The organism is Paraburkholderia largidicola, assembly GCF_013426895.1.
In the GTDB taxonomy this organism is placed as follows: domain Bacteria; phylum Pseudomonadota; class Gammaproteobacteria; order Burkholderiales; family Burkholderiaceae; genus Paraburkholderia; species Paraburkholderia largidicola.
On record NZ_AP023176.1, the window covers coordinates 2,289,212 to 2,312,440 of the forward strand.

At 64.0% G+C, this 23,229-nt stretch carries 16 protein-coding genes; 5 read left to right on the forward strand and 11 right to left on the reverse strand.

Annotated features, from left to right (window positions below; genetic code table 11):
• Positions 1-6 precede the first annotated feature (6 nt).
• From PPGU16_RS39005 to PPGU16_RS39025, 5 genes are all read left to right on the forward strand, one after another.
• Positions 7-1,089 (forward strand): ABC transporter substrate-binding protein, encoded by a 1,083-nt coding sequence (locus PPGU16_RS39005; RefSeq protein ID WP_180726131.1) that lies wholly within the window; start codon positions 7-9, stop codon positions 1,087-1,089.
• An 11-nt stretch (positions 1,090-1,100) separates the two neighbouring features.
• Complete coding sequence (locus PPGU16_RS39010) at positions 1,101-1,964, forward strand: ABC transporter permease (protein WP_243460710.1); 864 nt, start codon at positions 1,101-1,103, stop codon at positions 1,962-1,964.
• Between the two features lie 24 nt (positions 1,965-1,988).
• Positions 1,989-2,882: an ABC transporter permease gene (locus PPGU16_RS39015; protein WP_180726132.1), complete on the forward strand. Its 894-nt coding sequence runs from the start codon at positions 1,989-1,991 to the stop codon at positions 2,880-2,882.
• 23 nt (positions 2,883-2,905) lie between these two features.
• Positions 2,906-3,766, forward strand: a complete 861-nt coding sequence (locus PPGU16_RS39020; protein ID WP_180726133.1) for an ABC transporter ATP-binding protein — start codon at positions 2,906-2,908, stop codon at positions 3,764-3,766.
• Between the two features lie 88 nt (positions 3,767-3,854).
• Positions 3,855-5,180: an LLM class flavin-dependent oxidoreductase gene (locus tag PPGU16_RS39025; protein ID WP_180727235.1), complete on the forward strand. Its 1,326-nt coding sequence runs from the start codon at positions 3,855-3,857 to the stop codon at positions 5,178-5,180.
• 32 nt (positions 5,181-5,212) lie between these two features.
• Here the strand turns inward: PPGU16_RS39025 and PPGU16_RS39030 are convergent, their stop codons facing one another.
• From PPGU16_RS39030 to PPGU16_RS39080, 11 genes are all read right to left on the reverse strand, one after another.
• Positions 5,213-5,770 (reverse strand): c-type cytochrome, encoded by a 558-nt coding sequence (locus PPGU16_RS39030; protein WP_180726134.1) that lies wholly within the window; start codon positions 5,768-5,770, stop codon positions 5,213-5,215.
• Positions 5,763-7,025, reverse strand: a complete 1,263-nt coding sequence (gene soxC, locus PPGU16_RS39035; RefSeq protein WP_180726135.1) for a sulfite dehydrogenase — start codon at positions 7,023-7,025, stop codon at positions 5,763-5,765. Before soxC ends, PPGU16_RS39030 begins: the two co-directional genes overlap by 8 nt.
• Positions 7,003-7,743: an amino acid ABC transporter permease gene (locus PPGU16_RS39040; RefSeq protein ID WP_180726136.1), complete on the reverse strand. Its 741-nt coding sequence runs from the start codon at positions 7,741-7,743 to the stop codon at positions 7,003-7,005. The genes soxC and PPGU16_RS39040 overlap by 23 nt, the downstream gene beginning before the upstream one ends.
• A complete protein-coding gene (locus PPGU16_RS39045; protein WP_180726137.1) occupies positions 7,740-8,471 on the reverse strand; it encodes an amino acid ABC transporter permease in 732 nt (243 codons plus the stop codon). Before PPGU16_RS39045 ends, PPGU16_RS39040 begins: the two co-directional genes overlap by 4 nt.
• A gap of 7 nt (positions 8,472-8,478) precedes the next feature.
• Positions 8,479-9,297 carry an ABC transporter substrate-binding protein gene (locus PPGU16_RS39050; protein ID WP_180726138.1) on the reverse strand — a complete coding sequence of 273 codons (819 nt, stop codon included), beginning with the start codon at positions 9,295-9,297 and terminating at the stop codon, positions 8,479-8,481.
• A 158-nt stretch (positions 9,298-9,455) separates the two neighbouring features.
• Entirely contained in the window at positions 9,456-10,961 is a 1,506-nt protein-coding gene (locus PPGU16_RS39055) for an efflux transporter outer membrane subunit (RefSeq protein WP_180726139.1), read from the reverse strand.
• Positions 10,958-14,047, reverse strand: a complete 3,090-nt coding sequence (locus tag PPGU16_RS39060; RefSeq protein WP_180726140.1) for an efflux RND transporter permease subunit — start codon at positions 14,045-14,047, stop codon at positions 10,958-10,960. Before PPGU16_RS39060 ends, PPGU16_RS39055 begins: the two co-directional genes overlap by 4 nt.
• 3 nt (positions 14,048-14,050) lie before the next feature.
• A complete protein-coding gene (locus PPGU16_RS39065; RefSeq protein ID WP_180726141.1) occupies positions 14,051-17,185 on the reverse strand; it encodes an efflux RND transporter permease subunit in 3,135 nt (1,044 codons plus the stop codon).
• A 27-nt stretch (positions 17,186-17,212) separates the two neighbouring features.
• Entirely contained in the window at positions 17,213-18,310 is a 1,098-nt protein-coding gene (locus PPGU16_RS39070) for an efflux RND transporter periplasmic adaptor subunit (protein WP_243460711.1), read from the reverse strand.
• A gap of 238 nt (positions 18,311-18,548) precedes the next feature.
• Positions 18,549-20,060 carry an efflux transporter outer membrane subunit gene (locus PPGU16_RS39075; protein WP_180726143.1) on the reverse strand — a complete coding sequence of 504 codons (1,512 nt, stop codon included), beginning with the start codon at positions 20,058-20,060 and terminating at the stop codon, positions 18,549-18,551.
• A 10-nt stretch (positions 20,061-20,070) separates the two neighbouring features.
• Entirely contained in the window at positions 20,071-23,229 is a 3,159-nt protein-coding gene (locus tag PPGU16_RS39080; protein ID WP_180726144.1) for an efflux RND transporter permease subunit, read from the reverse strand.

The following is a 23,229-nucleotide window of genomic DNA, read 5'->3' on the forward strand; positions in this document are numbered from 1 at the left end:
CATTCAATGGACAACCGATTCCGACGCACCTTCACGCTCGTGAAGTCCGTTCTGCTCGCAACCGCGCTTGCCTTCACGGTGCCGCAGGCGTATGCCGATAAACCCGCCGTGATCCGCATCGGCGTCGCGCAGCAAGGCGCGGGCGATCCGCCGACGTTCGGCGGTTCGCCCGCCGCGACGGTGCAGCAGTTGCAACTGCTCGAAAAGGAATTCGCCGCCGACGGCATCAAGGTCGAATGGCTGTTCTTCAAGGGCGCGGGGCCCGCCGTCAACGAAGCGATCGCCGACAAATCGCTCGACTTCGCGTTTCAGGGCGACCTGCCTTCCGTGCTCGGTCGCGCCAATGGCTTGAAGACGCACATTCTGCTCGAGTCCGGCGTGCGCGTCGGCGTGAAGATCGCCGTGCCGCCCGATTCGAACGTGCAATCGGTGAAGGACCTCAAAGGCCGGCGCGTATCGATCTTCCGTGGCACCAATCTGCAACTCGTCGCGGACAACGTGCTCGCCGCCAACCAGCTCGACGAACGCGATCTGCGCGTGATCAATCTCGACTCGGCGAGTTCGCTGGCGGCGTTGTCGTCGAAGGGCATCGACGCGTCCGTCAACGACTATCACCTCTACAAGCTGCGCGATCAGGGTCTCGCGAAGATCATCTACGAATCGCAGACGGACGGCCCGCAGTTCACGCGACAGTCGCATCTGCTCGTGCTCGACGACTTCGACAAGGCGCATCCCGACGTCGTGCAGCGTGTGGTCAATGCGTTCGTCAAAGGCGCGCAATGGTCATCCGACGAGGCGAACCGCGACGCGCTCTTCAAGCTGTGGGCGAAGAGCGGCGTCAGCTATGCGTCGTGGCAGGCGGAGTTCGGCAAGGACAGCCTGAAGTCGCGCAATTCGCCGCTCATCGATCCGTTCATCGTCGCGCGCTACAAGGCCGTGGCAAGCGACGCGCTCAAGCTGAAGCTGATCCGCCAACCCGTCGAAGTCGACGGCTGGTTCGAGACGCGCTATCTCGACAACGCACTGCGCACGCAATCGCTCGAGCACTACTGGACGCGTTACGACGCGCAAGGCAAACCGCTGGGTTGACGGAGTCCGCGATGAGCAAGGCAATCGATCAGTGGGCCGCCATTACGGAGCGCGCCACCTCGGACCAGGAGCGGGCCAGCGCGGCATCGGAGCAGGCGCAACGTCGCGTGCGCGCGGTCGTGTGGCATCTCGCGCCGTGGCTGCTGCCTGCCGTGTTGTTCACGCTATGGAGCATCGGTTGCGCGCGGGGCTGGATTGCGCCGCAAATTCTTCCGCCGCCGCAACAGGTCTTCGACACACTGTACGACCTTGCGATCAGCGGCGACCTGGCGCGCAACACACTGGTCAGCCTGCAACGCGTGCTGGTCGGCTTCGGCGTCGGCGCGCTCGCGGGCTTCCTGATCGGTGCTGCGTTGGGTTTGTCGCGCACCGTCGAAGCCTACTTGCTGCCCGCCTTCAATGCGCTCGTGCAGATTCCCGTCTTGGGCTGGTTGCCGTTTCTGCTGTTGCTGGTCGGCGTCGGTGAACCGCTCAAGTACATCCTGATCGCGCATGCCGCGCTCGTGCCCGTCACGTTGAGCACGATGCAAGGCGTGCGCAACACGCCCGCCACGCTCGATGAAGTCGCGCGCGTGTTCGGCTACAACCGCTTGCAGCGCGTCGTGTACATCGTGCTGCCCGCCGCCGTGCCGACGCTCGCCACGGGCGTGCGTCTCGCGTTCACGAAGGCGTGGCTCGCGCTCGTCGTGGTGGAACTGGTCGCGTCGTCAGAAGGGCTCGGCTATCTGATCGTGTACGGCCGGCAGCTCTTTCAGCTCGACCTCGTGATGGCTTCCGTCGTGATCGTCGGCGCAATCGGCTTTGCGATCAACCGCGCACTCGATGCGCTCGAAGCCCGTCTGCGGCGCGGACAACCGTCGGCATTCCGCGAGTGAATCATTCGATCGAGGACACAGGTCATGCCATCCACACGTCCGCTTCCACGTCTCTTTTCGCCGCGCAAAGCCAGCGGACCGCCGCCTTGCAGTTGCGACGCACCCGTCAAGCCCGAGCGTCAGTCCGCACTCAAACAGCGTCTTTCCGCGTTCAACTGGCGCGGCCTCGTGCTGCCGCTCGCGGCGTTCGCGTTGTGGTGGCTCGTGTCGGCGTTGCATCTCGTCAAGAGCGGCCTGCTCGTCAGCCCTGCCGATGTTGCGCGCACCGCGTGGCAGCAGATTCAGAGCGGCGCGTTGCTGCGTGCGCTGTCGGCTTCGCTCGCGCGTGAAGCGAGCGGCTTCGTGATCGGCACGGCGGGCGGCCTGCTGCTCGGCGCAGCGCTCGGCTTCTCGCGCGTCGCCACGCGCCTGATCGGCCCGACGTTCGACACGTTCAAGCAGATCTCACTGTTTGCATGGATACCGCTGATCTCCGTGTGGTTTGGTCTCGGCGACATGGCGAAAGTCGTATTCCTGTCGCTGGCCGCGCTGCTGCCCGTCGCCGCGCATACCTGCGACGGCATCCACGCCGTGTCGCCGCGCTATGTCGAAGTCGCGCGCGCGTTTCGCTATTCGCGCCTGCAAATGGCCCGCTTCGTAATCCTGCCCGCCGCGCTGCCGTCGATCTTCACGGGTATCTATCTCGCGCTGATCTACTCGTGGCTCGCGACGCTCGGCGCCGAATACCTGCTCGTCGCGGGCAGCGGGATCGGCAACACCCTCATCGACGGCAGCGAGCAGTTCAGGATGGATCTGGTGCTGTTCGGCATCATCGTCGTGGGCGTGACGGGCTGGGTGCTCAACGCGCTCGCACGCGGCGTCGAACGGCGTGTGCTCGCGCGGCGCACCGGCGTGTCGCGCGAACGCGCCGCTCCATGACATCGACATCGAGGAAACCGCACATGACGACGACCACCGTCTCCGAAGGCATCCGCATCCGCAACGTCAGCAAACGCTATGCGCAGCAGGACGAAGCGAACGGCACCTTGCTCGTGCTCGACGATATCTCGCTCGATATCGCGCAGGGCGAATTCGTCAGCGTGCTCGGCGCGAGCGGTTGCGGCAAGTCGACGCTGCTGAGGCTCGTCGCGGGACTCGACAGCGACTATCGCGGCGAGATCCGTGTCGACGGCGAGCGCGTGCGCGACACGTCGCTCGAACGCGGCATCGTGTTTCAGGATCACCGGCTGTTTCCGTGGCTCACGGCTTCGCAGAACATTCTTGCCGCGTTGCGCAACGCGCCGCTTTCGACGCAGCAAAAGCGCGAAGCGGTTGCCGAGCACGTTGCGCTCGTCGGTTTGGAAGGCTTCGAGCACGCGTATCCGCATCAGTTGTCCGGCGGCATGGCGCAGCGCGTCGCGATTGCCCGAGGACTCGTGAACCGGCCGCGCGTGCTGTTGCTCGACGAACCGTTCGGCGCACTCGATGCGCTGACGCGCGGCCGTCTGCAAAACGAATTGCAGCGCATCTGGCAGCACGAACGGATCACGATGATTCTCGTCACGCACGACGTCGACGAAGCGATCTATCTGGGCGACCGCGTGGTGACGATGGCGCCGCGCCCAGGCCGCGTAAAGCGTATCGCGCATGTCGATCTGCCGCGCCCGCGCGAGCGCAGCGATGCCCGCTTCGTACGGCTGCGCGAGCAGATCCTCGCCGATTTCAGCGACCAGCCCGCGCCCGCGGATCACACCACGCCTGGCAGCGGTCTGCGTGCCAACGCGCACGAGCCACGCATCACCGAATGGCGCCTGGCGTGGTGAAGCCCGAGTTCTTTCGACGTCGATCAAGGAAACTACAGTGAGCGAAGCACGACACCACCCAAGACAGATCAGCCTCGGCGCCTTCCTGATGGAAACGGGACATCACATCGCCGCATGGCGTCACCCCGACACGCACGCGACGGGCGGCCTCGACTTCGCGCACTACGCGCAGCTCGCGCAGATCGCCGAGCGCGCCAAGTTCGACGCAATCTTCTTCGCCGACAGCGTCAGCGTGCGCGACACGCATTTGCCTTCGCTGTCGCGCACGGCACGCGCCGATCACTTCGAGCCGTTGACGTTGCTGTCCGCGCTGTCCGTCGTGACTTCGCATATCGGCCTCGTCGCCACGGTTTCCACGACGTTCAACGAACCGTACAACGTCGCGCGCAAGTTTGCGTCGCTCGATCATCTGAGCGGTGGCCGCTCTGGCTGGAATCTCGTCACGTCGAGCACGGAAACGGAGGCGCACAATTTCGGCTTCGACAGGCATCCCGATCACGCGCTGCGCTACGAGCGCGCGAAAGAATTCCACGACGTGGTGACGGGCCTGTGGGATAGCTGGGACGACGACGCGTTTCTGCGCGACAAGGCGAGCGGCGTCTACTTCGATCCCGACAAGGTGCACGTGCTCGATTATCGCGGCAAGCATTTCAAGGTGCGCGGGCCGTTGAATGTCGCGCGCTCGCCGCAAGGGCGCCCCGTCGTGATTCAGGCGGGCGCCTCCGATGCGGGCAAGGACCTCGCGGCGCAAACGGCCGAAGTGATCTTCGTCGCGCATCAGACGCTCGACGAAGCGAAGCATTTCTATCGCGACGTGAAAAGCCGGCTTGCGCGCTATGGACGCCGGCCTGAGCATCTGAAGATCATGCCCGGCATTTTCCCCGTGATAGGCAGGACGCAGCAGGAAGCGCAAGACAAGTTCGACGCGTTGCAGAACCTGATTCATCCGACGGTCGGATTGCAGTTGCTGTCGAACATGTCGGGTGGCGTCGATCTGTCGAAGTACGACGTCGACGGGCCTGTGCCTGAATTGCCGGAAACCAATGGCGGCAAGAGCCGTCAGCGACTGCTGCTCGACCTCGCGCGCCGCGACAACCTGACGATACGCCAGCTATATCTGCGCATCGCGGGCGCGCGCGGGCATCAGCAGGTGATCGGCACGCCGCAAAGCATCGCGGACCAGTTGCAGCAATGGTTCGAAGAGGAAGGCGCCGACGGCTTCAACATCATGTCGCCGTGGCTGCCGGGCGGGCTGAGCGAGTTCGCCGAACTGGTGGTGCCGGAGTTGCAGCGCCGCGGACTGTTTCGCACCGAATACGCGGGCCGCACGCTGCGCGATCATCTGGGACTGCCGCGCCCGGAGAATCAGTTCTCCACGCAGGCACAATCCGCGCAGGTTGCGCAGACGGCCTGACCGGTTGATCCACTCGCGACGGGGCGAAGCGGCTACAGACGCCCCGGTCGCGGATCAGCCACGAAGCCATCGCGATTGGGCATGCGAACCGACGCCAGCGAATGCGCATCGAGACGCGCGTCGTCGGGCACGATGCCGTTCTGGTTCAGAATCCACGCGCTCACCGCATAGACCTCATCGGCGCTGAGCGATTGCGGCGCGTTGTACGGCATCGCACGGCGGATGTAGTCGAAGAGCGTCGTCGCGTACGGCCAGTAGCTGCCTACGGTGCGCTTCGGATTCGCAGACGCAAGCGTGCCGCGTCCGCCAATCAGTTGATCGCCGATCAGCCCTTCTCCCTTCGCGCCGTGGCACGCGGCGCATTTGGCCGCGAAGACCTTGCCGCCCATCGCGACGTCGCCGCTGCCGGCGGGCAATCCGTGGCCATCGGGCGCGACGTCGATGTTCCATGCGGCGATGTCGGCATCGCTGACGGGCGTGCCGATCGCATCGGCGGATTTGCGCAGATCGGCATGCAACGCGGTCAACGAAGTCGAGCACGCAGCAAGCGACACGCAAAGCAAAGACGCCCGAAAAATGGACTTAAGCATTTTTCACGCTTCCATCGGCGCCGATGCGCCACTGGTGAATGCCGTTGTAGTGATAGGTCGAGTTCAGTCCGCGCGCCTGCACGAGTGCCTCGCGCGTCGGCTGCACATAACCGGTCGAATCCGTGGCGCGCGACAGAATCGCTGCTGGTTCGCCGTTCCAGACCCAGCCCGACTGAAAGCGCGTCAATGCGCGATCGCGCGGCGTGTCGTCGAGCGTCGCGTCCTGCCAGGTCTTTCCGCCATCCGTCGAGACTTCGACCCGGCGAATCGCGCCGCGCCCCGACCACGCGATACCGACAATCGGATAAAAGCCGTGCACCGTCAGCTTTTGCCCCGACGACGGCCGCGTAATCACCGACTTCGCGTCCATCTCGAACACGAACTGCCGCGCGCTTCCATCCGGCAGCAGCCCCGTGTATTTCGATGTTTCCTCGCGCGTTTCCAGCGGCGCATCGACGATCTTCAGACGCCGCAGCCACTTCACGTTCGTATTGCCTTCGAAGCCCGGCACGAGCAGCCGCAACGGATAACCGTTCTCGGGCCGCAGACGTTCGCCGTTTTGCGCATAGACGACGAGCGCGCGGTCGAGAATGCGGTCGAGCGGCAGGCTGCGCGTCATCGCGGCGGCATCCGCGCCTTCAGCGAGCAGCCATTTCGGCGCACGTCCGTCCGTCGCTGCCGCAAGTCCGCCCGTCGCTTCGAGCAAGGTCGACAGACGCACGCCCGTCCATTCGCAACAGGACAGCAGCCCGTGCGTGATCTGCACAGGCAGGCCGCTCGGGCCTTTCCATTCGCTCCCCGTGTTGCCCGAGCATTCCAGGAAATGAATCCGCGACTCCGACGGCAGACGCAGCAGATCGTCCATCGTGAAGAGCTTCGGCTCGCGCACGAAGCCATGCACGACGAGCCGGTGTGCGTCGGGATCGATATCCGGCACGCCGGAATGATGACGCTCGTACACGAGCCCGTTCGGCGTGATCGTGCCGTGCAGGTCCGCGAGCGGCGTGAGCGACGAGGCCGCGCCCGGCATCGGCCAGGCGCGCGCCGCGCGGCGCACCACGTTCGCCTCGCGCGGCGACGGTTGGCCGTATGGATGGTCGAGAATCGGCGCGCCAGGCGTTTGCGTCCACGGATCGACGTTCAGCGGGCGCAGCAGCGTTGCGGCCTTCACGCCGGGCGCGGCCAGCGCGGACAGCGCCAGCCCGCCGAGCATCCGGCGACGGGTTCTGGATTCAGGAATCGGCGGATTGGACATGAGGGAACCGGGTGATGTGGGGCTGTGCATCGGGCTTGTTGCGACGCTGTGCGCCACCCAGCAGGCGCGTCGCGAAGAATTGCAGCGCCGAACACAGCAGCAGATAAACCAGACCGACGAACAGGAAGATCTGCACGGGATAGACCATCAGCCGGTTATTGATCTGGTTGGCGAGAAACGTGAACTCGGGCACGCCGACGATATACGCCAGCGACGTGTCCTTGATCAGCGACACCCACTGGTTCACGAACGACGGCGTCATGATGCGAACGGCCTGCGGCAACAGCACATAGCGCAACGCCTGCCAGCGCGTGAGACCTAGCGACAACGCCGCCTGCTCCTGCCCCGCGCGCACGGCGGCAATGCCCGCCTGCACCGAATGCGACAGATACGCGCCGCCGATCAGCGCCAGCGCGCAAACAACGGTTGCGAGTCCCGGCACGTCGATGTGCAGCAGCATCGGCATCAGGAAGAACGTCCAGAAGATCAGCATCAGGACGGGAATCGCGCGGAAAAAGCCGACGACGGCCGTGAGCACCAGATGCGCCGCGCCACGCGTCATCGACAGTGCAACGCCGCCCGCGAATCCGATCAAAGCTGATAACAGCGCCGACACAATCGACATCACCAGCGTCAACGCCGCCCCGCCGAGCGGGCCATTCGGGAACGTGCCGAGCAGCAGATAACGCAACGTCGGCAACCAGTCGATTGCGCTCATGCGTTGCCTCGCTGCCACGCGTGTGCGCTACGGCGCTTCCAGAGAATCAGCCCGACTTCGATCGCCGCGATGGTCGCGATATAGAGGACAGTCGCCGCGCCGAATGCCTGGAAGGTCTTGAACGTTTCCGTATCGACCTGCCGCGACGTGTATGACAGTTCCGCGAGACCGATCGCCATCGTCAGCGACGAGTTCTTCACGATGTTCATGTATTGCCCCGCAAGCGGCGGCGTTGCAATGCGGATCGCCTGCGGCAGGATCACGTAGCGAAACGTGCCGAACGGCGCGAGTCCCAACGCGGCGGCGGCCAGATACTGGCCGTCCTTGACGCCGCGCATTCCCGCGCGAAATTCTTCACCGACGAAGGTCGTCGCGTAACACGTCAAGCCGATCCAGCCTGCCACGAACTCGAACGGCGGCCATGCAAGGGTGAACGTCGACAAGGAAAGCGTATGCGGCGTGTTGAGCCATTCCATCCAGCTTTGCGGCAGCAGGGTCGCCGCGCCGAAGTACCAGAACAGCAGTTGCACGAGCAACGGCGAGTTGCGAAAAACGAGCACATACAGCGCAGCAATGCGCGTAACGAAGCCGTTACGCGCATTGCGCGCCATTGCAAGCGCGAAGCCCAGCAGCGTCGCCGACACGATCACGCATGCCGACAACAGCAAGGTCATCTCGAAGCCGTGCGCGAGCCACCCGACGTACTTCGGTTCCAGCCAGCCGTTCATACGTCGTTCAGCTCTTTTGCGGATCGCCGATCTTGAACAGACGCGGCAGCGGCGCGCGGCTGGACGGACCGAACCATTGGTCGTAGATCTTGCCCGCCGTGCCGTTCGCTTCGAGTCCCTTGAGCGTGTCATCGACCACGTTCAACAGACGCGTCTCGCCTTTCGGCACGCCCACGCCTTCATAGTCGTTGGAAATGGTGAACGGCGAAATTTCGTAGTTCGCCTTGTCCGGCACGTTCGCCAGCAGCGCGACGAGTTTCGGTCCGTCCTGCGTGATCGCCTGCACGTTGCCCGTACGCAGCGCGGCGAATGCGAACGGCGTGTCGTCATACGCGACGATGGTCGCGCCCGGGAATTGCGCACGCACCTGCTGCTCGTTCGTCGTGCCTTTATCCGCGCCGACGCGCAGGCTGTTCAATTGCTGCGGCGTTTTGAGCACGCCCTTCTTTGCGATGAATTGCGTGCCCGACGCGAAATACGGCGTGCTGAAATCGACTTCCTTCTTGCGCTCGTCGGTGATCGTGAAGTTCGCGAACACCAGATCGACCTTGCCCGACTTCAGGAAGGCAATGCGATTAGCGGGATTGGTCGGCTGGATTTCGAGCTTCACGCCGAGTTTGTCCGCGACGGCGCGCGCGTAATCGACATCGAGCCCGGCAATCTGATTGTTCTTCGGATCGACGAAGCCGAACGGCGGATTGCTGTCGAAGGTCGCGACGCGCAGCACGCCCGCCTTCTTGATGTCGTCGAGACGGTCGGCGTGCGCCGCGCTGGAGACGGCGAGCATCAACCCCATGATGACAGCGCCAGCGAATCGGATTTTCATAGCAAGACCTTCTGATAGTTATGCGTGTAGCGGCGTACAACGGCTCATCGCCCGTATCGATGATGAGCCGCGACTTTAGCAACGCCCGTGCGCGTGACGAACCAATAAATCGTCACGAGCAAAGCGGTACACGTCATATGCGCCGAGTCCGGCGCATTTCACTTTTCGGAAGATGCCTTTGCGGTTTTGAGCGCCCCCACGTCGCCGTCCCAGCCGCCGCCCAAGGCTTTCACGAGCATGACGGCGTTCTGCAACGCGGTGCTGCTGTAATCGAGCGCGATCTTGCGGTCCTGGACTTGCGTCAGTTGCGTATCGAGCACGTCGATGCGGCTCGACGTGCCCGCCGCGAAATTGCGCTGCTGGCTGGCCGCGAGTTCGCCGCTGCGCTGCGCGACATCGTTCGATGCCGCCGCCTGCCGCGTCGCGATCTGCACTGCGCTCAAGTAGTCTTCGACATCCTGGAACGCGCTCAGCACCGTCTGCCGGTAGGCGGCGACTTCCTGATCGTAGTTGGCGCGCGCGGCGCGCACCGACGCGCTCGTGGCGCCCGCGTCGAACACCGTTTGCGCAACGTCAAATCCCAGCGACCAGAAGCGCGTCGGCAGCGAGACGAGATGGGCGAGCGAGGTGCCGCTCCAGCCGCCATCCGCCGACAGCGTGATGGTCGGGAAATAGCCCGCCTTCGCCACACCGATCTTCGCGTTGTACTGCGCGACCGTGCGCTCGGCCTGCACGACATCCGGCCGGCGCTGCAACAACGCGGACGGCAGCGCAACGGGCAACGCGGGCAACCCGAAGCGATAATCCGCCTGCACCGGCAACGAGAACGCCGCAGGCGCTTCGCCGATCAGCACGGCAATCGCATGTTCATACTGACGGCGCGTGAGTTGCGCGCTCGCGATGCTTTCGTCGATAGCTTGCAGCGTGTTGTGTGCAGTGCGCACATCGTCATACGACGACACGCCATGCTTGTACTTCGCCTCCGTCAGCGCGAGCAGTTCGGCGTCGATGCGGCGTTCTTCATCGAGAATCGCGAGATCGGCGTCGGCGGCACGCACGGTGAAATAGTCGACGGCCAGCGTCGCGAGCACGCTCAGGCGTTCACCTGCCAGTTGCGCATCCGATGCCTGCGCGCTCGCCTCGCTCGCTTCGACGGACCGCCGCACGCTGCCCCACAGATCCGGCTCCCAGCTCGCCTCCAGTTGCGCCGACACGCTCTTCGACGCATAGCTGCTGACGGTTCCGCTCGACGACACCTGCGTGCTGCTGCCACTGCCCGAGCGCGTGCCCGAGCCTGCGAACGACACCGTCGGAAACAGGCTCGCGCGTGCCGACGCCACCTGGGCGCGCGCTGACCGGTACGCGGCATCGTACTGCGCGAGGGTCTGGTTCGCCTTCAATGCCCGCTCGCACAGATCGTCGAGCGTCTGATCGCCGAACATCGTCCACCAGCGGCTATCCAGTGATGCCGCGGGATCGGGCTGCGCCTGTTGCCAGACGCCGCTCGCATCGGGGCTGTTCATTTCCTTGAATGTCGCGGGCACGGCAACGTCCGGCTTTTTATAGTCGGGCCCGATTGCGCAGCCCGCGCACAGCGTGGCAATGGCAACAGCCACGATCGTTCGATGCACGCGCCGCATCGTGGGCGTTGCTTTGTCCATCATGATGGGGTTCCGTTACGTGAGGCGCGCCGGCCGTTGAAGCGGTCGAGCCAGAGATAGATCACGGGCGTCGTGAAGAGCGTCAGCAACTGGCTGACCATCAGGCCGCCGAGAATCGCGACGCCGAGCGGATGACGAAACTCATGCCCATAGCCCGAACTGACGATCAGCGGCACCGCGCCGAACAGCGCGGCGAGCGTCGTCATCATGATCGGCCGGAAGCGCGTGAGACACGCCTGATAGATCGAGTCTCCCGCGCTCGCGCCCTGTTCGCGTTCATACGTGACCGCGAAATCGACCATCATGATTGCGTTCTTCTTCACGATGCCGATCAGCAACACGATGCCGATCAGCGCGATGATCGTCAGTTCGTAGCCGCAGATGTAGAGCGCGATCAGCGCGCCGAGGCCTGCTGAAGGCAGTGTCGAGAGAATCGTCAGCGGATGAATGAGGTTCTCGTACAGAATGCCGAGCGCGATATACACGGCAATCAACGCACCGATGATCAGCAGCACTTCGCTGCCGCCCGACTGCTGCATCATCGCGCCTTGCCCCGCGAACGCCGGCAAAATCGTATTCGGCAGATTCAGCGACGCCACGGCCGCCTTGATGGCCGCATTCGCATCGCTCATCGTCACGCCTTCGCGCAGGTTGTACGACAGCGTGACAGCGGGAAACTGGTTGTCGTGCGCGATCGTGACGGGCGCGTGCGACAGCGTGCGTGTGGCTAGCGCGGACAAAGGCACGAGGGTTGCGCTCGTCGAAGAAGATGTACTGCTTGTCGCGTTCGATGCTGGCACATAAAGGGTGTCCAGCGTCTTCGGGTCTTCCCAGTACTGCGGCGCAACCTCCATCACCACGTGATACTGGTTCGCTGGGCCGTACACCGTCGCAATCTGGCGCTGGCTGAACGCGTCGTTCAATGCATCGTCGACGGCTTCGAACGGCACGCCCATGCGCGCCGCCGCGTCGCGATTCACCTGCAGCATCATCGAAAGACTCGCGCTTTGCACGTCGGCGTTCACGTCCCGCAGTTGCGGCAATGCACGCAGCTTCGCTTCGATGCGCGGCAACCACGTATCCAGTTCGTCCTGGTTCTCCGCCGTCACCGCGTACTGAAACTGCGCCGAGCTTTGCCGCGCGCCGAACATCAGATCCTGCGCGGATTGCATCAACAGCCGCACGCCGGGAATGTCAGCTGTGCGATGACTCAGATCCGCGATCACCTGATTCGCGTTGTGCTTGCGTTCTGACAGCGGCTTGAGCGTGATGAACATCATGCTGTTGCTGACGGCATTGCGCCCGCCGACATAGCCCGACACCGATTGCACATCCGGGTTCTGCAGGATGCGCCTGTTGATCTCGTCGAACTTCTGCTTCATCGCCTGAAATGAAATGCTCTGCGACGCCTGCACGTTGCCCATCAGCCGCCCCGTGTCCTCGATCGGGAAAAAGCCTTTCGGCATCACGGCCACCATGCCGACATTGGCGAACAGCAGGAACACGGTGACGGCGAGCATCGACTTCGGATGACGCAGCGCCCAGCGCAAACTGCGCCCGTAAGCGCGTTCGACTCGCGGCCCCAGCGCTCCTTCATTCTGCTTGTGCGGCACGTGGCGCAACAGCAGACGCCCGAGCGTCGGCGCAAGCGTCAGCGAAATCACCATCGAAATCAGGATCGCAATCGCGAGCGACACCGAGAACTCGCGGAACAACCGCCCAACCAGTCCGCTCATCATGATGAGCGGCAGAAACACGACCACTAGCGACACGCTGATCGTCAGCACCGTGAAACCGACTTCGCGCGTGCCGTCGAGCGCGGCGGCAAGCGGCGACTTGCCCTGATCGAGATGCCGCATGATGTTTTCGACGACGACGATCGCGTCGTCGACCACGAAGCCCGTCGATATGGTCAGCGCCATCAGCGTCAGGTTGTTCAGGCTGTAGCCGAGGAAGTACATCGCGGTGAAGGTGCCCGCGAGCGCGAGCGGCACCGTGATCGCCGGAATCAGCGTGCTGCGCCAGTCGCGAAAGAACGCGTAGGAAACAGCCGTCACCAGCAGCACGGCCGCCAGCAGCGAGACTTCGACGTCGAATACCGATGAGCGGATCGTCTGCGTGCCGTCCAGCACGACGTTCAGCTTCACCGTCGACGGCAGACTCGCGGCGAGTTGCGGCAGCGTGGCGCGAATCGCGTCGACGGTCTTGATCACGTTCGCATTCGGCTGCTTCGACACGATCAGCAGCACCGCCGGCTTGCCGTTCGCGAGGCCGTAATTGCGCAGGTCTTCCGTCGACTTCACCACTTGCGCGACGTCGGTGACGTGCACCACCGTGCCGTCGAGCGTGCGGATCACGAGCGGCTTGTAGTCGGCGGGTTCCATCAGCTGATCGTTCGCGCCCAGCACATAGTGCTCGCCGTTCATGCTGACGGCGCCCTTCGGCAGATCGACGCTCGCGTTGGCCAACGCGGTGCGGACGGAGTCGAGCGCGATGCCGTAGTGGCTCAACTGATCGGGATTCAGTTCGACGCGCACGGCCGGCAACGCGCCGCCGCCCACGGTCACATCGCCGACGCCTTGCACCTGCAGCAGCTTCTGTTGCAGCACCGAAGAAGCATAGTCGTACATCTGCCCGACGCCGACCGTATCCGACGTCAGCCCGACGATCATCACGGGCGCGGCAGCGGGATTCATCTTGCGATAAGTCGGCGTTTGCGTGAGCGTCGTAGGCAGATTGCTGCGCGCGGCGTTGATGGCCGCCTGCACGTCGCGCGCGGCGCCGTCGATATCGCGGTTCAGATCGAACTGCAACACGATCTGCGACGAACCCGACGAGCTTTGCGACGTCATCTGCGTGAGACCCGCAATCGATCCGAAGGCGCGTTCGAGCGGCGCGGTCACGGTCTTGGCGACCGTATCGGGATTCGCGCCCGACAGCGTCGCGCTGACCATCACGACAGGAAAGTCCACCGACGGCAACGCCGCGACAGGCAGCAGCCTGAACGCGACGATGCCGAACAGCGCAAGACCAATCGCGAGGAGCATCGTGCCGACGGGACGGCGAATGAACGGAGCGGACAAATTCATGCTTTAGCTCGCGCTCGTATCGCCGGACGGCGTGATCGCGGCGCGCGTCGCGAGACGATGCAGCGCGAGGAAGATCACGGGCGTCGAGAACAATGTGAGCAGCTGGCTCACCACCAGCCCGCCGATGATCGCAATGCCGAGCGGCTGCCGCAATTCGTGGCCCATGCCCGTGCCGAGCGCGAGCGGCAGCGCCCCGAACAACGACGCGCAGGTCGTCATCAGGATGGGCCGGAAGCGCAGTTCGCACGCGCGGCGCATCGCATCGTGCGCGGTGAGGCCGAGCGTGCGCTCCTGTTCGAGCGCGAAGTCGACCATCATGATCGCGTTCTTCATCACGATGCCGACCAGCAGCACGATGCCGATCAGGCCGATGATGTCCAGTTCGCCGCCGCAGAACAACAGCGCCGCGAGCGCGCCGCATGCGGCGGAAGGCAGCGTCGACAGAATCGTCAGCGGATGGATGAGGCTTTCGTACAGGATGCCGAGCAGGATATACACGGCGATCAGCGCGCCGACCAGCAGCAAGGCTTCGTTGCCGAGCGACGTGCTGTAAAGCTGCGCCGCGCCTTCGAGGTTCATCTGCACGCTTGCGGGCGGGTTGAGCTTCGCTTCGATCGCTTCGATACGGTCGATGGCCGTGCCGAGCGTCACGCCATCGGCGAGATTGAACGACACATCCGCGTATGGAAACTGCGCCTGGCGTTGGATCGTCAGCGGCGCGGCGCCGACCGTCGCGCTGGCGATGCTCGACAGCGGAGAGAGTGAAGCCGACGTGCTGGTCGATGTCGTGGTCGACGAGGAAGACGAGGAAGACGAAGCACTGGTAGTACCCACATACAACCCGTCGAGCAACGCCAGCGGCGACTCGCCGACCAGCCGCACGTCCGCGCCCAACGTCACGTGATACTGGTTCACGTGCGTATAGATGGTCGAAATCTGCCGGTCGCCGAACGCGTCGTAGAGCGCGTTGTCGATGTCCTGCGCGGTGAGGCCAAGTCGCGACGCCGTCGCACGGTCGAAGTCGAACTTCAGCACATTGCCTTGTTGCTGCGCCTGGCTTTGCACGTCGGTGAACATCGGGTCGGCGCGTAGCGCAGCGAGCAAACGTTGCGTCCAGTCGTTGAGTTCGGTGCGATCAGTGGCCTGCACGCCGACGCGATAGCTGTTCGCGTTGATCTGATCGTCCAGCGTCAGGTCCTGCACGGGATGCAGATAGAGCTTGAGATCGGCACGTTGCGCCGCGTCTTGCGTGAGCCTTTGAATCACGGAGCGGCTCGAATCGCCATCTTTCAGGCTGATGAGCATGCGCCCCTGGTTGATGGTCGGATTGTTCTGGTCGATGCCGACGAACGACGACACATTCGCCACCGCACTATCGCTTGCGACACGGCCCGCCAATGTACGCGTCGACGACGCCATCCGCTCGAACGACGCACGCGGCGAACCCAGCGAGATCCCTTCGATCAGGCCCGTGTCCTGTTCCGGAAACAGGCCCTTCGGCAGCAGCACGAACAGCACGCACGTCAGCAGCGTGGTGATGGCGACGATCACGAGCACCGTCACGCGATGCACGAACGCCCAGTCGAGCGCACGCAGATAGCCGCGATTCAACCGCGCAAGCCAGTCCTTCGCATCAGCATCGCTATCGCTCGCGGCGTGATCGGCGCGCAGCATGCGGGCGGCCATCATCGGCGTGAGCGTCAGCGAGACCCACGCGGAAATCACGATCGCTATCGCCAGCGTCAAGGCAAACTCGCGGAACAACCGGCCGATCACATCGGGCATGAAGAACAGCGGAATCAGCACGGCAACCAGCGCCACCGAGATCGACAGAATCGTGAAGCCGATCTGCCGCGCGCCCTTCAACGCGGCGTTGAGCGGTGTCTCGCCGTTCTCGATGTGGCGCATCACGTTTTCGAGCATCACGATCGCATCGTCGACCACGAAACCCGTCGCCACCGTCAGCGCCATCAGCGTGAGGTTGTTGACGGAAAAACCGAGCGCGTAGATGCCCGCCACCGTGCCGACCAGCGCGAACGGCACCGTCACGGCGGGAATCAGCGTGAATTCGAGCCGCCGCAGAAACACGAACACGACCATCACGACGAGCGCAATCGCGGCGGCCAGTTCCATCTTCACGTCATGTACGGAAGCGCGGATGGTCTGCGTGCGGTCGCTGAGCACGCTGATCTTCACGGTCGCGGGCAACGACGCGCGCAGTTGCGGCAACAGCGCTTCGATCCGGTCCACGACTTCGATTACGTTCGCGCCCGGCTGCCGCTGCACATTGATGATGATCGCAGGCGTCGCGCCGCTCCATGCGGCCTGGCGCGGATTTTCAGCCGTCTCCGAAATCTTCGCGACATCGGCGAGACGCACGGGTGCGCCGTTGCGATACGAGAGCACGAGATCCTGGTAATCGGTAGCGGACGTGAGTTGATCGTTCGCGTCGATCGTGAAAGCCTGCAACGGACCGTCGATCGTGCCTTTCGCGCTGTTCACGTTGGCGTCGCCGACTGCTGTGCGCACATCTTCGAGCGACAGACCCATCGCGTTCAAAGCGCGCGTGTCGGTCTGCACGCGCACGGCAGGCCGCGCGCCGCCCGACAGCGTGACGAGCCCGACGCCCGACACCTGCGAGAGCTTCTGCGCAATGCGCGTATCGGTGAGGTCTTCGACACGCGTGAGCGGCAACGCATCGGACGTGACGGCGAGCGTGAGCACGGCCGTATCGGCGGGATTGACCTTGCTGTAGACGGGCGGATACGGCAGATTCGTCGGCAGCGTGCTGTTCGCGCTGTTGATCGCGGCCTGCACTTCCTGCTCGGCTTCGTCGAGATTCGTCGAGGTCTGGAACTGCAGCGTGACGAGCGACACGCCGAGCGAACTCGTCGAATTCATGCGCTTGAGTCCCGCCATCTGCCCGAACTGCTTTTCGAGCGGCGCGGTGACGGAAGTGCTGATCACATCGGGCGATGCACCCGGATACTGCGTGTAGACCTGAATCGTCGGATAGTCGATTTCAGGCAGCGCGGAAACGGGCATCAGCCGGTAAGCGATCAGGCCGATCAGCAGCAGGGCAAGCGTCATCAGGCCCGTCGCGACAGGACGGCGGATGAACGGGCGGGAAATATCCATCGGTATCTTTGGGTCCGGAAGCGCGCGTCAGGGGTGAACGATCATCACGGCGCTGCCGTCGTCGAGCTTGTCCGCGCCGTCCAGCACGATCGTGTCGCCTGCCTTCAGGTCGCCTTGCCCGATCACGGTCGCGTCGTTGTAGGCGACGCCCGCCGTCACGCGGTGCAGCGCGACTTTGCCTTGGCCCCGCTTCGCATCGGCGGCGGCGAGCGTCAGCACGAAATCGCCCGATGCGCCGTGCTGGATCGCGACCGTCGGCACCGTCAACGCGTCGTGCAAGGTGCCGACCGTCATCCGTACGTTGACGAAGCGGTTCGGAAACAGCCGGCCGTCGCGGTTCGGCGCGCTCGCCTTCAGCTTGACCGTGCCCGTCGTGGTGTCGGCCTGGTTGTCGATGGCGGCAAGCGTCGCGTGGTCGAGCACGGTGCGCTTGTCGCGCGCGAAAATCTCGACGGCCAATGCGCCCTTGTCGTGGAACGCATCGACCACGTCGCCCATCTTGTCTTCGGGCAGCGCGTAGACGACGGTGGTCGGCGAGTCGCTGGTGATGGTCGCGATGCCCGTCGTGTCGCTCGTCGTCACGTAGTTGCCGGCGTCGGTGGACAGCAGGCCGATCGTGCCGTCCATCGGCGCGACGATTTCGCAGTAGCCGACCTGCACGCGCAGATTCGCGACGCTGCCCTGATCCGCCTTGACGGTGCCTTGATACTGACGCAGCGTCGCGCGCTGCGTATCGAGCGTCTGATGCGAAATGGAGCCACCGTCGATCAGGCTTTCGTAACGCGTCAGGTCAGCGCGCGCATTGGCGAGCAGCGCTTCATCGTGTTCGAGCGTGCCTTGCGCCTCGAGCAACTGGGCGCGCAGCGCGCGTGAATCGATCCGCGCAATCGGCTGGCCCGCTTTCACACGCTGGCCTTCTTTCACGAGCATCGCTTCGAGCGTGCCGTTGACCTGCGTTTTCACGGTGACAGTGGCGCGTGGCGTGACGGTGCCGAGCGCATCGAGTTGCAGCGGCACATCAGCGCGCGTCACGCTGCCGACGGTGACGGGCGTGACTTGCGCCACGGGATGCGGCGGCTTGTGAAGCGCGGCGAACGCCTGCCAGACGATAACGCCGGCAGCCACGATGCCTGCGGCGATCAACACACGACGGATTGGACGATTGAATTTCACGCGAAGATTTGTCGGCACTCGGGCCGCTCAACGTTTGCCACAAGGAATAAAAGAACGACGCCACGCGGGCGTCGCCGGAAAGCAGCGCCGCGCCTCACGGGAGGACGGGCGGCTGCTCAGGAGATGGAGGGGAATGTAGCAACGGGAAAGCGCGCCCAGGTTTAGCGCGCTTAGTGGATGTTTCTGCGTGTTACGGTTGCGCGGCGACGCGCGTGGGCTGCTGTGCCTGCTGCGCGTACGGCGCATCGGCGGAACGCGGCGTGTCGCCCGTTCGCTCGATCCAGCCGCCGCCAAGATACTGATACAGATCGACGAGGTTGGTCAGGCGATTTAACGATGCCGTAATCAGCGACTGCTGCGCCGAATAGAGATCGGTCTGTGCCGTCAGCACGTTCAGGTAACTGTCCACGCCCTGGCGATAACGCAGATCCGACAGATCATAGCGACGCTGCTGCGACTCGACGTTCTCCTGCAGCGCCTTGATCTGCCGGTCGTAGGTGCCGCGCGCCGCCAGCCCGTCTGAGACTTCGCGGAACGCCGTCTGGATCGCCTTTTCATACTGTGCGACAGCGACGTTCTTTTCGAGCTTCGCGAGATCCAGATTCGCGCGATTCTCGCCGCCCTTGAAGATCGGCACGGAGATCGTCGGCCCGAAGCTCCATGCGAGTTGCCCCGGCTTGAAGAGCGTGCCGAGGCTCGCGCTCGCCGTGCCGAAGTCGCCCGTCAGCGAAATGCTCGGGAAGAACGCCGCGCGCGCCGCGCCGATATTCGCGTTCGCGCCGATCAACGTCGCTTCGGCTTCCATGATGTCGGGGCGACGCGTCAGCAATTCGGACGGCACGCCCGCAGGGATATCCGCAAGCAGTTGCTGGCTGGCGAGCGGCAAACCTTGCGGCAGATCGGCAGGCAGCGGCGCACCGACCAGCAGCACCAACGCGTTCTCCGCCTGCGCGCGCGAGCGCTGCTGGCTTTCGTAGTTCGCCTGCGCCTGCTGCATCGTGCCTGCCGCTTCGCGCAGATCGAGTTCGGAGCCCGTGCCCGTGTCGTACTGGAGCTTGGTCAGTTCGTACGAGCGGCGCGCCGTGTCGTACGTATTCTTCGTGCTTGCCAGCATTTCGTCGTAGGCGACGAGCGTCAGGTATTGATCGGCGACTTGCGACACCAGCAGGATTTCTTCCGCCTTGCGCGCCTGTGCGGTCGAGAAGTACGTCTGCAACGTCTGCTCGGTCAGGCTGCGCACCTTGCCGAAGAAGTCGAGTTCCCACGACGCGCTCGCCGCTACCTGGTACTCCGCGCCCACCGTCGCCCTGCCGACGTACGACAGGTCCTTCGGCGTGCGGCTGCGCGTGCCCGTGCCATCGACGGAAAGCGACGGCATCAGATCGGCGCGTTGAATGCGGTATTGCGCACGCGCTTCTTCGACCTTGAGCGCCGACACGCGCAAGTCGCGGTTGTTCTGCAACGCGAGTTCGATCAGCCGTTGCAGACGCGGATCGACGAAGAACTCGCGCCAGCCGATGTCGGTAGCAGCGTGGTCGCTTGCGGTGCGCGTCGCCGCACCTTTAGCGGGCTGGTTGTCGTAGACGCCGCCTTGCGGGAAGGTCGCCGCCACAGGCGCAGCCGGACGCTCATACGTCGGCGCGAGCGTGCAGCCCGTCGCGAAGAGCGCGGCGGCGAGCGTCGTCAGTAGTGTTCTGTTCATATGCTTGTCCTTACTGGGCCGTTTCTTCTTCGACGTCGTGTTCGGTGCTGAGCGGCGCCGCGCCATCGCGCGAGAACTTCTCGCGGATCACGACGTAGAACATCGGGATCATGAAAACGGCGAGGAACGTGGCCGTCAGCATCCCGCCGATCACGCCCGTGCCGATGGCGTGCTGGCTCGACGAACCGGCGCCGTTGCTGATGGCGAGCGGCAGCACGCCGAGCACGAACGCCAGCGACGTCATCAGGATCGGGCGCAGCCGCAGACGCGCCGCTTCAAGCGCGGCCTGCACGGCCGTCATGCCTTCCTTGATCTGCAATTCGCGCGCGAACTCGACAATCAGAATCGCGTTCTTCGCGGACAAACCCACCGTGGTCAGCAAGCCGACCTGGAAGAACACGTCGTTCTCCAGCCCGCGCATCGTGACGGCGAGCAGCGCGCCGATCACGCCGAGCGGCACGACGAGAATCACCGCGAACGGAATCGACCAGCTTTCGTACAACGCGGCGAGACACAGGAACACGACGAGGATCGAGATGCCGTACAGAACCGGCGCCTGCGAGCCCGACTGGCGCTCCTGGAACGACAGTCCCGTCCATTCGTAGCCGATGCCTTGCGGCAGCTTCGCGGCGAGCGCTTCCATCGCGGACATCGCCTGGCCCGTGCTCTTGCCTGCGGACGCCTGCCCCTGGATTTCGACCGACGAGATGCCGTTGTAGCGTTCGAGCTTCGGCGAGCCGTAGGTCCAGTGTCCCGACGCCACCGACGTCAGCGGCATCATCGACCCGGAACTGCCGCGCACGTACCACTTGCTCATGTCCTCGGGCGTCATGCGGAACGGCGCGTCGCCTTGCAGATAGACCTTCTTGATCCGCCCATCGGTATCGAGGAAGTTGTTCACGTACGCCGATGCCCACGCAATCGAGAACGTCTGGTCGATGTCCGACACGGTGACGCCGAGCGCCTGCGCTTTCTCGCGGTCGATATCGACCTTGAACTGCGGCGTATCGGACAGCCCGTTCGGACGCACCAGTGCCAGCGACGGATCTTTCGCGGCCATGCCGAGCAGCTGGTTGCGCGCGGCCATCAGCGCGTCGTGGCCGACGCCGGCGTTGTCGGTCAGTTCGAAGTCGAAGCCGGATGCCGTGCCGAGTTCGGGAATCGACGGCGGGTTCACGGCCAGCACGGTCGCGTCCTTGTACGACGCGTAGTGCCCGAACACGCGGCCCACCAGCGCCTGCACTTTCTGGTTCGCATGCTGACGTTGCGAGTAGTCCTTCATCCGCACGAACGCGATACCCGCGTTCTGTCCGCGACCCGCGAAGCTGAAGCCGTTCACGGTAAATACCGAGTCGACGATGTCTTTTTCGTCGTGAAGCAGATAGTCGGTGACGTTCTTCAGCGTGCGTGCCGTGGTCTCCTGCGTCGATCCTGGCGGCGTCTGCACGAGCACGAACATCGTGCCCTGATCTTCATCGGGCAGGAACGACTTCGGCAGACGCATGAACAGGAAACCTACCCCGACGATCACCGCGAGATACAGCACGAGCCAGCGTCCCGAGCGGCGGATCACGTGCTGCACGCCCGAGTGATACTTGTCGCGGCCGTTGTCGAACGTGCGGTTGAACCAGCCGAAGAAGCCCGTCTTCGTGCCGTGATGCCCCTTCGGGATCGGCTTGAGGATCGTCGCGCACAGTGCGGGCGTGAGTACCAGCGCAACGAGCACGGACAGCACCATCGCCGCCACGATCGTCAGCGAGAACTGACGGTAGATCGCGCCAACCGATCCGCCCGAGAACGCAACAGGCACGAACACCGCCGACAGCACCAGCGCCACGCCGACCAGCGCGCCCGTGATCTGGCCCATCGCCTTGCGCGTGGCTTCTCTTGGCGATAGCCCTTCCTCGGACATCACCCGCTCGACGTTTTCGACCACCACGATCGCGTCGTCCACGAGCAGGCCGATGGCGAGCACGAGACCGAACATCGACAGCGTATTGATCGAGAAGCCCGCCGCGCTCATGATCGCGAATGTGCCGAGCAACACGACGGGCACGGCAATCGTCGGGATCAGCGTCGCACGCAGGTTCTGCAGGAACAGATACATCACGAGGAACACCAGCACGATGCCTTCCAGCAGCGTCTTGACGACTTCCTCGATCGACATCTTCACGAACGGCGTCGTGTCGTACGGATACTGCACGACGAGACCATGCGGGAAGTTCTTCGACAATGCATCGATCTTCGCGCGCACCAGCTTCGCCGTCTGCAGCGCGTTCGCGCCCGTTGCGAGCTGGATGCCGAAGCCCGCTGTCGGCTGGCCGTTGTACTTGGTGTCGAAGTTATAGTTTTCGCCGCCCAGATCGATGCGCGCAACGTCCTTGATGCGCACCTGCGAGCCGTCCTGATTGACCTTCAGCAGCACGTTGCCGAACTGTTCCTGGGTTTGCAGCAGAGTGGCCTGCGTGATCGTCGCCTGCAATACCTGGCCGGGCACGGAAGGCGTGCCGCCGAGCGAACCTGCTGCGACCTGCACGTTCTGATTCGTCAGCGCGGTCTCGACATCGACGGGCGTGAGGCTGTACTGGTTCAGCTTGTTCGCGTCGAGCCAGACGCGCATTGCAAATTGCGAGCCGAACAGCTGCACGGTGCCGACACCGTCGACGCGGCTCACGGGGTCTTCGACATGCGAAGCCACATAGTTCGCGAGGTCGTAGCGGTCCATGCTGCCGTCCGTCGAGACGAACGCCATCACCAGCAGGAAGCTGCTGCTCGACTTCGTCACCTTGGTGCCCTGCTGCTGCACGCTTTCGGGCAGCAGCGGCGTCGCGAGTTGCAGCTTGTTCTGCACCTGCACCTGTGCGATGTCGGGATTGGTGCCCGCTGCGAAGGTCAGCGTGATCGTCGCGTTGCCGGAGTCGTCGCTCGATGACGACATGTAGAGCAAATGGTCGAGACCGCTCATCTGCTGCTCGATCACCTGCGTGACGGTGTTTTCCACCGTTTTCGCCGATGCGCCCGGATACGTCGCGCTGATCTGCACCGCGGGCGGGGCGATGGTCGGATACTGCGCGATAGGCAGATTGAAGATCGAAGCGATGCCCGCGAGCATCAGAATGATTGCGATGACCCACGCAAAGATGGGCCTGTCGATAAAAAACTTTGCCAT